The sequence below is a fragment of the Pseudomonas sp. H1h genome (assembly GCF_000633255.1).
In the GTDB taxonomy this organism is placed as follows: domain Bacteria; phylum Pseudomonadota; class Gammaproteobacteria; order Pseudomonadales; family Pseudomonadaceae; genus Aquipseudomonas.
In genome coordinates, this window is record NZ_AYMJ01000009.1 from 67142 (window position 1) to 78832 (window position 11691).

The following is an 11691-nucleotide window of genomic DNA, read 5'->3' on the forward strand; positions in this document are numbered from 1 at the left end:
TCATTGCCAGTAAAAACGCGAAAGAGTACAAATGTACTCCATGACCAATCTGACTCCCCGCCGCACCGCCATCCTGACCTTTATCCGCGAACGCATCGCCGAACACGGTCAGCCCCCAAGCCTCGCTGAAATCAGCGAGGCTTTTGGTTTTGCCTCGCGCAGCGTGGCGCGCAAACATGTGCTGGCGCTCACCGACGCCGGGTTTATCGAGGTCAATCCGCATCAGGCCCGGGGCATTCGCCTGCTCGGGCAACCGGCGCGCCCGGAGCTGCTGGATGTTCCCGTGCTCGGCCGGGTTGCCGCCGGTGCGCCGATCGGCGCCGATGCCGACATCCATGGCCGCTTGATGCTCGACCCGGCGCTGTTCTCCCGTACCCCGGATTACATGCTGCGGGTGCAGGGCGACTCGATGATCGAAGACGGCATTCTCGACGGTGATCTGGTCGGCGTGCGACGCAACCCCGAGGCGCTCAACGGCCAGATCGTGGTGGCGCGGCTCGACGGTGAAGTCACCATCAAACGCTTCGAACGGCTTGGCGATGAAGTGCGCCTGCTGCCGCGTAACCCGGCGTATCAGCCGATTGTCGTGCGCGACGATCAGGACCTGGCCATCGAAGGGGTGTTCTGCGGTCTGGTGAGGCAAGGCTGATGGGCGCCGTCGTTGCACTCGATACGCTGTTCAATGGCGGCCAGGTCTGGAAGGGCCGGCCTGCGCCCCCGGCGGCAAGCCCGCAACCCACCGGCCATGCCGCGCTCGATGCAGCATTGCCCAGCGGTGGCTGGCCGGAAGCGGCGCTGAGCGAAATTCTGCTGGCTGGCCCCGGGGTTGGTGAACTGCAATTGGTCTGGCCGACGCTGGCGCGGTTGTCGGCGGCGGGCGAACGCATCGTGCTGGTGGCGCCACCGTTCGTGCCGTACCCGCAGGCGTGGGAGAACGCCGGGATCGATCTGCGTCAGCTGTCGGTGATCCAGGCCAGCGAACGCGACGCCTTGTGGGCGGCGGAGCAATGCCTGCGCTCGGGCAGTTGCGGCGCGGTGCTGTGCTGGCCGCACAAGGCCGATGACCGCGCGTTGCGGCGCTTGCAGGTGGCCGCAGAAACCGGCCAGACCCTGGCCTTTGCCTGGCGCCCGCTGAGCGAGGCGGTCAACCCGTCACCGGCGGCTTTACGGATTGCCATCGATGCCAGACCTGCCCAGTTGCGCGTGCTCAAATGCCGGGGCGGGCTGGCGCGCACGGCGCCAATTGCGTTTGCCGTGGGGCACTGAGGTCATCATGCGCTGGGTATGTATTCTGTTCCCGCAGTTGGCGCTCGACGCGGTGCTGCGTCAACGTCCCGATCCCGATGAACCGTTGGTGTTGCTCAGCGGCCCGGCCCAGCGCCGGGTGCTGCAAGCGGTGAATGCGCCGGCGCGCCAGCTCGGCCTGCGCGCCGGTCAGTCGATGACCGCTGCACAGGCCTTGAGCAAAGGCTTTGCCACCGCCGATTACGACCTCGCCGAGGTCGAGCACTGGCAGCAGTTTCTGGCGGCGTGGGCCTACCGGTTCAGCGCGCAGGTCAGCGTGCATTACCCGCGTACCGTGGTGTTCGAGATCGAATCCAGTCTGGGCCTGTTCGGTTCCTGGGCGCAGTTCGAAGCGCGGTTGCGCAAGGAACTGACTGATCTGGGCTTTCGTCATCGCATCGTCGCTGCACCGAATCCGGTGGCGGCACGAGTGCTGGCCAATGCTTACGATGGCCTGGTGGTGCCCGACGGTGAAGCCTTGCAGCATCATCTCGGGCAGTTACCCGTCGACCGGGTGGGGCTGGAGCCGCCCGTCGCCACGGCACTGTCGCGCATGGGCCTGCGCAATCTGAATCAGGTGCAGAGCCTGCCGCGTCAGGCCCTGGCCCGGCGTTTCGAAGCGTCGATGCTCAAACACCTCGACACGCTGTTCGGCGCGCGCCCGCTGGCCTTGGCGTTCTATCTGCCGCCGGACCGGTTTGATGTGCGCATCGAACTCAATTTCGACGTGCAATCCCATCAGGCGCTGCTGTTCCCGTTGCGTCGTTTGACCGCTGACCTGTCGGCGTTCCTCTGCGGGCGTGACAGTGGCGTGCAGCGTTTCGATCTGCACCTGGAGCACGCCGGGCTGCCGGACACGGTGATCAAGGTCGGCCTGCTCAGCGCCGAGCGCGATCCGGCGATGCTCTTTGAACTGGCCCGGGGGCGGCTGGAGCATGTGCAGGTCGAAGCGCCGGTGCGCGGGTTTCGCCTGCGTGCCGAAGACCTGCCGAGTTTCGTGCCGCAGTTTCAGGAACTGTTCGATGACCGCCCGCAACAGACCTTGCCCTGGGAGCAATTGCGCGAACGCCTGCGCGCCCGGCTCGGCGATGACGCAGTGCAGGGCCTGCGCTTCCAGGCCGATCATCGCCCGGAATGCGCCTGGCAGAACGGCGTCGACAAGCAGCGTTGCAGCGGTTTGCCGAGCGTTCAGCGCCCGGGTTGGTTGCTCGGCGAACCGCAGAGCGTGGCCGAAGGTTCGGCGCGGATCCTCATGGGTCCGGAGCGCATCGAGTCCGGCTGGTGGGACGGTGACGACGTGCGCCGCGATTACTACCTGATCCAGAACCGCGCCGGTCAGCAGGGCTGGGCCTATCGGGCGGTGGGCGAGGGCGGTCCGTTGTGGCTGCAGGGCTGGTTTGCATGAACCACGGCTATGCCGAGCTGCATTGCCTGTCGAACTTCAGTTTCCAGCGGGGTGCCTCCAGTGCCCTTGAGCTGTTCCAGCGGGCGAAAAAACACGGTTATCAGGCGCTGGCGATCACTGACGAGTGCACGCTGGCCGGGATCGTCCGTGCCTGGCAGGCGGCGAAATCGGTTGAACTGCCGCTGATCATCGGCAGTGAAATGCGCATCGACAACGGCCCGAAACTACTGCTGTTGGTGGAGAACCTCGCGGGGTATCAGACCTTGTGTGGCTTGATCACCCAGGCCCGGCGGCGTACGCAGAAAGGCCAGTACCAGGTGCTGCGCGAGGATTTCAGCGAGCCGCTGCCGGGGCTGCTTACTGTATGGGTGCCGGACACCGTGGATGATATGGAGGAGGGCCGCTGGCTGAAGCAAGTCTTCGGCGAGCGTCTGTTTCTGGCGGTGCAGTTGCATCGCGGGCAGGACGACCAGCGCCGGCTGGCTGCACTGCTGAGTCTGGCGGAGCAGTTGCAGATTACCGCCGTGGCCAGCGGTGACGTGCACATGCACGCCCGTGGCCGGCGGGCCTTGCAGGACACCATGACCGCGATCCGCCATCACGTCCCGGTGGCCGAGGCCGGGTTACGCCTGCACCCCAACGGCGAGCGCCATCTGCGCAGCCTTGATGTGTTGCGCGAGCTGTATCCGCAAGCGTTGCTCGACGCCTCGGTGCAGCTGGCCCGGCGCTGCACTTTCGATCTGAGCGAGTTGCGCTATCAGTATCCGAAAGAACTGGTGCCGGAGGGACATACCGGCAGTTCCTGGTTGCGCCAGTTGACTGAAGAAGGCATCGCCTGGCGCTGGCCGCAAGGGCCTCAGGCCAAAGTGTTGAAGCAGATCAATGACGAGCTGAAACTGATCGCCGAACTCGGCTACGAAAGCTACTTCCTCACCGTGCATGACGTAGTGCGTTTCGCCCGCGAGCAACAGATTCTCTGTCAGGGCCGGGGTTCGGCGGCCAACTCGGCGGTGTGTTTTGCCTTGGGCATCACCGAGATCGACCCGGATCGCACCACGCTGCTGTTCGAGCGTTTCATGTCGAAAGAGCGCAACGAGCCGCCGGACATCGACGTCGACTTCGAACACGAACGTCGCGAAGAAGTCCTGCAATACGTGTTCCGTCGTTATGGCCGTCGTCGCGCAGCGCTGACGGCAGTGGTCAGCACCTACCACGCCGCCGGCGCGATGCGCGACGTGGCCAAGGCCCTGGGCCTGCCGCCGGACCAGATCAATGCGCTGGCCGATTGCTGCGGTCACTGGAGCGATGAAACACCGCCGCTGGCGCGCTTGCTCGAAGGCGGATTCGATCCTGACAGCCCGGTGTTGCGTCGAGTGCTGAGCCTCACCGGCCAACTGATCGGCTTTCCCCGGCACCTGTCGCAGCACCCGGGCGGCTTCGTGATTTCCGAGCAGCCGCTGGACAGTCTGGTGCCGGTGGAAAACGCCGCCATGGCCGAGCGCACGATCATTCAGTGGGACAAGGACGACCTCGATGCGGTCGGGCTGCTCAAGGTCGATATCCTCGCTCTCGGCATGCTCAGCGCGATCCGTCGCTGCTTCGACCTGCTGCGCCGTCATCGCCATCAGGATCTGAGCCTGGCGACGATTCCCGCCGAAGACAAACCGACCTACGAGATGATCAGCCGCGCCGACACCATCGGCGTGTTCCAGATCGAATCCCGGGCGCAGATGTCGATGCTGCCGCGCCTGCGCCCGGCGAATTTCTACGATCTGGTGATCGAGGTGGCGATCGTCCGCCCCGGGCCGATTCAGGGCGGCATGGTTCATCCGTACCTGCGTCGCCGGAACAAGGAAGAAGAGGAAACCTACCCCTCGCCGGAGCTGGAGGTGGTGCTCAAACGCACCCTCGGCGTGCCGCTGTTTCAGGAACAGGTGATGCAGATCGCTATCGTCGCCGCCGACTACAGCCCCGGCGAGGCCGATCAGTTGCGCCGCTCGATGGCGGCGTGGAAACGCCACGGCGGGCTGGAGCCGCACAAGGAGCGGCTGGCCGCCGGCATGGAAAAAAACGGCTACACCCCGGAGTTCGCCGCGCAGATCTTCGAGCAGATCAAGGGTTTTGGCAGCTATGGTTTTCCCGAATCCCACGCTGCCAGTTTCGCCTTGCTGACCTACGCCAGTTGCTGGCTCAAGTGCCACGAACCGGCGGCGTTTGCCTGTGCGCTGATCAACAGTTGGCCCATGGGTTTCTACAGCCCGGATCAGATTCTGCAGGACGCGCGCCGCCACCAATTGCAGATCCGTCCGGTGGACGTGCGCGCCAGCGACTGGGATTGCAGCCTGGAACCGATCAGCGGCGCGCAACCGGCGATCCGCATGGGCCTGCGGATGATCAAGGGCTTTCGCGAGGACGATGCCCGGCGCATCGAAGCGGCGCGGATGCGCGGGGCGTTTGCCGATGTCGCCGACCTGGGCGAACGGGCCGCGCTCGACAGTCGGGCCCAGGCGCTGCTGGCGGATTCCGGAGCGTTGCGCGGGATGGCCGGGCATCGGCATCGCGCGCGCTGGGAAGTGGCCGGGGTGGAGAAACAACTGGGTCTGTTTGCCGGGTTGCCCAGTCAGGAAGAGCCCGATGTGCTGCTGCCAAAACCCAGTGTCGGTGAGGACCTGCAGGCCGATTACGCAACGCTTGGTACTACGCTGGGGCCGCATCCGTTGGCGCTGCTGCGAGGTGAACTCAAGGCCCGGCGCTGTCGCAGTTCGCAGGAGTTGATGGAGGTCGAGCACGGGCGGCCAGTGAGCATCGCCGGGCTGGTCACCGGCCGGCAACGACCGGGCACCGCCAGCGGCGTGACCTTCGTCACCCTGGAAGACGAGTTCGGCAACGTCAACGTGGTGGTCTGGCGCGATTTGGCCGAGCGCCAGCGTCAGGTGCTGGTGGGCTCGCAACTGCTCAAGGTCGATGGCCGCTGGGAGCGCGAAGGCGAGGTGCGGCACCTGATCGCCGGACGGTTGAGCGACCTGAGCCCGCTGCTCGACGGCATCCGCGTGCAGAGCCGCGATTTTCATTAGCGCGCTGATCCCCTGTGGGAGCGGGCCAGCTCGCGAAGACGGTGTATCAGCCGACATCCCTATTGACTGACCCACCGCTTTCGCGAGCAAGCCCGCTCCCACAATTGATTTGTAGGCGGATCAAAACAGCCAATTCCTTGGCGTCAAAAAGTCCTGTCATGAGTGATGGCACTTTGTCATAATGCCGCCCCTTTTCCCGCTCCCCACCGCTTTGCCGTGCCGGGACACACCGTTTTTTCAGAAGGAATGCACAGTGAGAATGATCTCCCGGATGTTGGTCTCAGGCGTTGCGATTGCCGTGCTCGGCACTATCGCAGGCTCCCTTGCCGGCTGCGCCACCGAAAGCTCCCGCGCACTGCCGGTGGCCAAGGTCGAGAGCGCCACTCAGGTCTGGACCGGCGTTCGTGTGCCAATGGCGGTGGGCAAGTTCGATAACCGCTCCAGCTACATGCGCGGGATCTTCTCCGACGGCGTCGACCGTCTCGGCGGTCAGGCCAAGACCATCCTGATCACTCACTTGCAGCAGACCAACCGTTTCTCCGTGCTCGATCGCGACAACATGGGCGAAATCCAGCAGGAAGCGGCGATCAAAGGCCAGGCCCAGCGCCTCAAAGGTGCCGATTACGTGGTCACCGGTGACGTCACCGAGTTCGGCCGCAAGGAAACCGGCGATCACCAGCTGTTCGGTATTCTCGGCCGTGGCAAGACTCAGGTCGCCTACGCCAAGGTCAACCTGAACATCGTCAACATCAGCACCTCCGAAGTGGTGTATTCGACTCAGGGCGCCGGCGAATACGCCTTGTCCAACCGCGAAATCATCGGCTTCGGTGGCACCGCTGCGTACGACTCCACCCTCAACGGCAAAGTCCTCGATCTGGCCATGCGCGAGGCGATCAACCGCCTGGTTGATGGCATGAACGCCGGTGCCTGGAAACCGGGTAACTGATCGCTATTCATTGCAAGGAGCAATACCCCTCATGAATCTGACTTTGTCGCGGTCGCTGCTGGCCCTGACGCTGGCCGCCAGCGCCTTGCTGGCCGGTTGCAGCAGCCCGAAAACCCTGTACCAGTGGGAAGACTACCAACCGCAGGTCTACGAATACTTCAAAGGCGAAGAGCCGAAAGAAGCGCAGGCCGAAGTGCTGGAGCGTGACCTGCAGAAGATCCGTTCCACCGGCAAGGCCGTGCCGCCGGGCTACCACGCGCACCTCGGTCTGCTGTACCTGAGCATGGGCAAGGACGATCAGATGGTGCAGCAATTTCGCACCGAGAAAGCGCTGTTTCCCGAGTCCGGCCCGTACATGGATTTTCTGCTTAAAAACGCCAAGACCGGAGACGCCAAATGATCTCGCGCACCCTGAAACTGCTGGCCGCCGGTTTGGCCCTGACCTTACTCGGTGGCTGCGTTGCGCCGAAAACCGTCGACTATTCGGCGTACAAGCAGGCACGGCCGAAGACCATTCTGGTGCTGCCGCCGCTGAACACCTCGCCAGACGTGAAAGCCTCGTACAGCCTGTTGTCGCAAGTGACGTTCCCACTGGCCGAAGCCGGTTACTACGTGCTGCCGATCGCCCTGGTGGACGAAACCTTTCGCCAGAATGGCCTGACCACGCCGGATGACATCCATCAGGCGCCGGCCAACAAGCTGAAAGAAATCTTCGGCGCCGACGCTGCGCTGTACATCACCGTGACCGAGTACGGCACGCGGTACATGGTCATCAGCAGCGAAACCGCCGTGACGGCCACCGCCAAACTGGTGGACCTGAAATCCGGCACCACGCTGTGGACCGGTTCGGCACGGGCGTCGAGCGAAGAGGGCGGCAACAACAGCGGTGGCGGCCTGGTCGGCATGCTGATCACCGCCGCAGTCAAGCAGGTGATCAACAGTTCGACCGATGCCGGCTACCCGATTGCCGGTGTGGCGAGCAATCGTCTGTTGTCGGCCGGTCAGCACGCCGGCCTGTTGTATGGCCCGCGTTCGCCGAAGTACGGCACTGACTGAGCAAGCGAAATAACCCCCTGTGGGAGCGGGCTTGCTCGCGAAAGCGGTGTATCAGACAAGTAATCTTTGAATGACCAACCGCCTTCGCGAGCAAGCCCGCTCCCACAGGGGTAATGCGTTGCGCTGTTGATTTATTTGGCTGTCGGCCAAAACCGCTCGCCACCTCCCGGCGCTTCCGTCCACGCTTGCAATGAGCGGGTCGGCAGGTCGAAGTAATCCCGGGTTCGCGCATAGCCATGGCCGCCCATCCGCCCGATCGCATCCAGCGCCAATTGATCGATGTACAGCGTTTCAGGGTCGATCAACTCATCGCGTACATGCGCCATCAGCACTTCACCAAAAATGATCTCCCGCGACTGACCGATGTTCAGCGCCATCATCCGCCGACACTCCAGTGCGACCGGTGCTTCGCCGATCCGTGGGCATTTCACCGTGGTGCCGGCAATCGCCGTCAGGCCGGCGGCGGTCAGTTCATCGAACCCGGGCGCGAACGGCACGGCGCAGACGTTCATCGCCTCCACCAGCGCATCACTGACGATGTTCACGGTGAATTCCTGATTCAACTGGATGTTGCGCGTGGTGTCCTTGGGGCTTTGATCGCCGTAGTTTTCCACGCCAAGGGCGAGAATCGGCGGGTCGGCGGACAGCGCGTTGAAGAAACTGAACGGCGCGGCATTCACCCGGCCTTCACCGTCGACGGTGGTGACCAGGGCTATCGGGCGTGGCACCACGCTGCCGATCAGAATCTTGTATTTTTCCCGGGGGCTGAGCTGGCTGAAGTCGAAGCTGTGCATGGCAGAAGTCTCTAAACACGTGGATCGATTGCGCTCAATGGCGCGTCGGCGCTGTAGTCGTCAGCGAACGGGATGGCCGGCTGGAACAGGGTTTTCCAGTCCGGTCGACCAAAGGCCCGCTCGCTGTGGCTGCGCATGAGTTTTTCGTATTGGTGTTGGGCCTGGCGTTGCAGGGCGGGGTAGTCGACGCCCGTGACCTGACCGTCGTGCATCACGCAACGGCCATCGATGTAACTGGCGATGCAGTCGTCGCCGCGCCCGGCCAACAGCAGGTTTTTCAACGGATCGAACAGCGGCCCCAGATGCAGGCCGCGCAGGCTGAATACGGTGATGTCAGCCTTGGCGCCGGGGGCCAGACGTCCGAGGTCATCGCGGCCCAAGGCCCGTGCACCGCCAAGGGTGGCGGCGTTGTACAAATCGAGGCTGCTGGTGAGCGCCGAGCCGCCCTCCATCAACCGCGCGACGTTGAGGCCGTGGCGCATGTTTTCGAGCAAGTCCGCCGGCCAGGTGTCGGTGCCGAGGGCAAAGTTGATGCCCTTGGCGCGATAGCGCCCGAACGAGTTCAGCGCCTCGCCATCGCGGGCGAACACCAGCGGGCAATGCACCAGGCTGGCGCCGCCGTCGAGCACCCGTTGCAGGTCGTCGTCACCACGGGTGTAGATGCCGTGGGGCAACAGGCTGCGCGGCGTCAGCAAGTCCAGCTGTTGCAGCCAGCCCAGCGGTGACGTGCCGCGCAACTGCTCGACCATCGCCACCTCGCTCTGCGCCTGACAGCAATGCAGGCGCATCGGCGCATTCAGTTCGCGGCTCAGGGCCGAGGTGCGTTGCAGCAGTGCCGGGGTGCAGGTCTGGATGCGATCCGGAAGCAGCGCGCCGCGAATCAGGCCGTCGTGTGCGCCGTCGTAGTCCTTGAAAAAGCGTTCAGCTGCATCGAGTCCGGCCAGGCCTCGGGCCTCGTCCCAGTGATGGGCGAGCGTGCCGTCGGCGCGCCAGTAACTCATGCCGCTCATGTAGCAAGGGCCGAGGTAAGTCCTCAAGCCGAGTTCGCTCGCAACGCCTGCGACGGCGGCAAACTCATCGTAGGATTCGGCCCACTCGCGGTAGTACATCGAGGTGATCGGCATCGCCGTGGTGATGCCGTTGCGAATCAACTGGGTAAAGGCGTAGCGGTATTTGAAAATTTCTTCGTCAGGGCTGTAAGTCTCGTGCGGGCCGGCGGCGAGGTACTGCGATGACCACATGCGGCCCATGGCGCGCTCGTCGCCGTTATCGAGGGTCAGCACGGTGGAATCGAGGTCGCCGAGGGCATCCAGGTCAATGAAACCGGGGCCGATCAGTGCGTTGCCGTAGTCAATCCACTGATCGACCGGCCCTTGATAACCGCGTCCGACGAACTTGATGCGCGCCCCGGCGAACACCACTTCACCGTCACGCCACAGCACGTGCTGCGTGCCGTCGAAACCGACCACGCAACTGGCCTTCAGGCCGATGCGTTTCACAAACGGCTTTCCAGCAAGCGACCGCCATTGGCGACCAACTGACCGCCGCGATAGACCTGACGCACGGGGCGCGACACCACCGCCTCACCCAGCGTCTCCACCGGCATCAGCAGAAAGTCCGCTGGCCGCCCGAGGTCGATCCCGTAATCGTTGACGCCCAGCGCAATAGCGCCGTTGACCGTGGCCGCTGCAAACGCCGCCCCCAGTTCATCGTCTTTGGCCAGATCGAAGCGAAACGCCAGCAGCATCGCCCGTTCCAGCATGTCGCCATTGCCCATTGGCGACCACGCATCGCGGATGCCGTCAGAGCCCAGGCAAACGTTGACCCCGGCCGCACGCAAGGCCAGAAACGGCGGCACCGCGCAGTCCGCCGGCGCTGAACTCATCAGCGAAATGCCCAGGGCTGCGAGACGTTCAGCCACCGGTTGGACCTGGCTCCACGGCAACATGCCCAGGCAGTAGGCATGGCTGATCATCACCCGGTTCTGCAGGTTGAAGTGTTCGGTGTACTCGGCGATCCGCGCGATTTGCCACAGGCCCAGTTCACCTTTGTCGTGCAGGTGAATGTCGACGCCTCGGCTGAATTCGCTGGCGAGTTTGAACACGAAGTCGAGTTGTGCAATCGGGTCGTTGTCGATGCCGCACGGATCGAGGCCGCCAACGTTCTCCACGCCCAGGGCCATTGCTTCGCGCATCAGTTCGGCGGTGCCGGGGCGACTGATCAGTCCGGTCTGCGGAAATACCACCAGTTGCAGGTCGATCAGGTCCTTGTAGCGTTCGCGCAACTGCTGCATCGCTTCGACATGGCGCAGGCCGAACTCGGGGTCGATGTCGACGTGGCAGCGCATCGTCAGTGAGCCACGGGCGATGCAGTTTTCCAGCAGCGCGCCGGCGCGTTCGGCAATCGGCGCTGTTACCTCACGGAGAATGCGCCGCTCATTGCTGATGTAATCCTTGAGCGTCGGGCCGGCGCTGTTCGCACGCCAGGGTTGGCCGTAGAGGGTCTTGTCGAGGTGGACATGGCTTTCCACCAGCGGGGCGGTGAGCAACTGGTTGAGGCCGTCGATGTCACTGGCGGCCAGCGGCGCACTGGAAGCCGGACGGCGTTGGCTGAAGCGGCCGTTTTCGATCAGCAGGTCCTCGGCGGGGGCGCCGTAGGGGCGGATGTTGCGGAGCCATTGTGGCTGGGTCATTTGTTTACCTCGGGTTCAGTGTTGTCTGGGCGGGCCTCTTCGCGAGCAAGCCCGCTTCCACATTGAAATGCGTTCCCCTGTGGGAGCGGGCTTGCTCGCGAAGGCCGCGCCACGGTTTCAAGTCAGATGATCAACCCTTGAGCTTCGACCAGATCCGGTCTTGCAGCTCGCGGGCCTTGTTGCTGCATTCCTTTTCCGGGCGCAGAGGTATATTCCTCAGGCACGTTGACGGCATCCATGACCTTCCACTTCACATTGAAATGCGTTCCCCTGTGGGAGCGGGCTTGCTCGCGAAGAGGCCAGAACTGACACCATGAAATCAGGATCAGTCAGCCCGGCTCAAAGACGTCCACAACACCTGCGCCGCATACCCCCGAAAAGGCCGCCAAGCCTCAGCCCGATCAGCCAATGCCCGCGCCGTGGGTCGAGTCCCTTCCAGC

Annotated in this window: 10 protein-coding genes and 2 pseudogenes; 7 read left to right on the plus strand and 5 right to left on the minus strand. The window is 63.9% G+C overall.

The window, feature by feature from the left end:
- The first annotated feature begins 31 nt into the window (after nt 1–31).
- The 7 genes from lexA to U862_RS0107800 all read left to right on the plus strand — a co-directional run bounded on the left by lexA (nt 32) and on the right by U862_RS0107800 (nt 7765).
- Nucleotides 32–649: a transcriptional repressor LexA gene (lexA, locus tag U862_RS0107770; protein ID WP_025109862.1), complete on the plus strand. Its 618-nt coding sequence runs from the start codon at nt 32–34 to the stop codon at nt 647–649.
- Entirely contained in the window at nt 649–1266 is a 618-nt protein-coding gene (imuA, locus tag U862_RS0107775; protein ID WP_025109863.1) for a translesion DNA synthesis-associated protein ImuA, read from the plus strand. The genes lexA and imuA overlap by 1 nt, the downstream gene beginning before the upstream one ends.
- A 7-nt stretch (nt 1267–1273) precedes the next feature.
- Nucleotides 1274–2689 carry a DNA polymerase Y family protein gene (locus tag U862_RS0107780; RefSeq protein WP_025109864.1) on the plus strand — a complete coding sequence of 472 codons (1416 nt, stop codon included), beginning with the start codon at nt 1274–1276 and terminating at the stop codon, nt 2687–2689.
- Complete coding sequence (locus U862_RS0107785) at nt 2686–5763, plus strand: error-prone DNA polymerase (protein WP_025109865.1); 3078 nt, start codon at nt 2686–2688, stop codon at nt 5761–5763. The genes U862_RS0107780 and U862_RS0107785 overlap by 4 nt, the downstream gene beginning before the upstream one ends.
- 259 nt (nt 5764–6022) lie before the next feature.
- Nucleotides 6023–6709, plus strand: coding sequence for a CsgG/HfaB family protein (locus tag U862_RS0107790; RefSeq protein ID WP_177327321.1), 687 nt, complete (start codon nt 6023–6025; stop codon nt 6707–6709).
- Nucleotides 6710–6740: 31 nt separating this feature from the next.
- On the plus strand, nt 6741–7109 hold the full coding sequence (locus tag U862_RS0107795; RefSeq protein WP_003225593.1) for a DUF4810 domain-containing protein: 369 nt from the start codon (nt 6741–6743) through the stop codon (nt 7107–7109).
- Entirely contained in the window at nt 7106–7765 is a 660-nt protein-coding gene (locus tag U862_RS0107800; RefSeq protein ID WP_025109868.1) for a DUF799 domain-containing protein, read from the plus strand. Before U862_RS0107795 ends, U862_RS0107800 begins: the two co-directional genes overlap by 4 nt.
- A 131-nt stretch (nt 7766–7896) precedes the next feature.
- Here the strand turns inward: U862_RS0107800 and U862_RS0107805 are convergent, their stop codons facing one another.
- From U862_RS0107805 to U862_RS31095, 5 genes and pseudogenes are all read right to left on the minus strand, one after another.
- The gene (locus tag U862_RS0107805) at nt 7897–8559 is read right to left on the minus strand and encodes a flavin reductase family protein (RefSeq protein ID WP_025109869.1); all 663 of its coding nucleotides are present in this window, start codon (nt 8557–8559) and stop codon (nt 7897–7899) included.
- 11 nt (nt 8560–8570) lie between these two features.
- Nucleotides 8571–10058, minus strand: a complete 1488-nt coding sequence (locus U862_RS0107810; protein ID WP_025109870.1) for an amidohydrolase family protein — start codon at nt 10056–10058, stop codon at nt 8571–8573.
- On the minus strand, nt 10055–11251 hold the full coding sequence (locus tag U862_RS0107815) for an amidohydrolase family protein (protein WP_025109871.1): 1197 nt from the start codon (nt 11249–11251) through the stop codon (nt 10055–10057). Before U862_RS0107815 ends, U862_RS0107810 begins: the two co-directional genes overlap by 4 nt.
- A 130-nt stretch (nt 11252–11381) precedes the next feature.
- Nucleotides 11382–11508 (minus strand): annotated as a pseudogene (locus U862_RS30140) (spermidine/putrescine ABC transporter substrate-binding protein); the annotation flags it as partial.
- A 68-nt stretch (nt 11509–11576) separates the two neighbouring features.
- Nucleotides 11577–11691, minus strand: a pseudogene (locus U862_RS31095) (DNA-3-methyladenine glycosylase 2 family protein); the annotation flags it as partial.

What these genes read in the sequence shown, in the direction of transcription:
- U862_RS0107795 (WP_003225593.1), top strand. Translation starts at nt 6,741, where the DNA reads ATGAATCTGACTTTGTCGCGGTCGCTGCTGGCCCTGACGCTGGCCGCC.
- imuA (WP_025109863.1), top strand. Translation starts at nt 649, where the DNA reads ATGGGCGCCGTCGTTGCACTCGATACGCTGTTCAATGGCGGCCAGGTC.
- U862_RS0107785 (WP_025109865.1), top strand. Translation starts at nt 2,686, where the DNA reads ATGAACCACGGCTATGCCGAGCTGCATTGCCTGTCGAACTTCAGTTTC.
- U862_RS0107780 (WP_025109864.1), top strand. Translation starts at nt 1,274, where the DNA reads ATGCGCTGGGTATGTATTCTGTTCCCGCAGTTGGCGCTCGACGCGGTG.
- U862_RS0107790 (WP_177327321.1), top strand. Translation starts at nt 6,023, where the DNA reads ATGATCTCCCGGATGTTGGTCTCAGGCGTTGCGATTGCCGTGCTCGGC.
- lexA (WP_025109862.1), top strand. Translation starts at nt 32, where the DNA reads ATGTACTCCATGACCAATCTGACTCCCCGCCGCACCGCCATCCTGACC.
- U862_RS0107805 (WP_025109869.1), bottom strand. Translation starts at nt 8,559, where the DNA reads ATGCACAGCTTCGACTTCAGCCAGCTCAGCCCCCGGGAAAAATACAAG.
- U862_RS0107800 (WP_025109868.1), top strand. Translation starts at nt 7,106, where the DNA reads ATGATCTCGCGCACCCTGAAACTGCTGGCCGCCGGTTTGGCCCTGACC.
- U862_RS0107815 (WP_025109871.1), bottom strand. Translation starts at nt 11,251, where the DNA reads ATGACCCAGCCACAATGGCTCCGCAACATCCGCCCCTACGGCGCCCCC.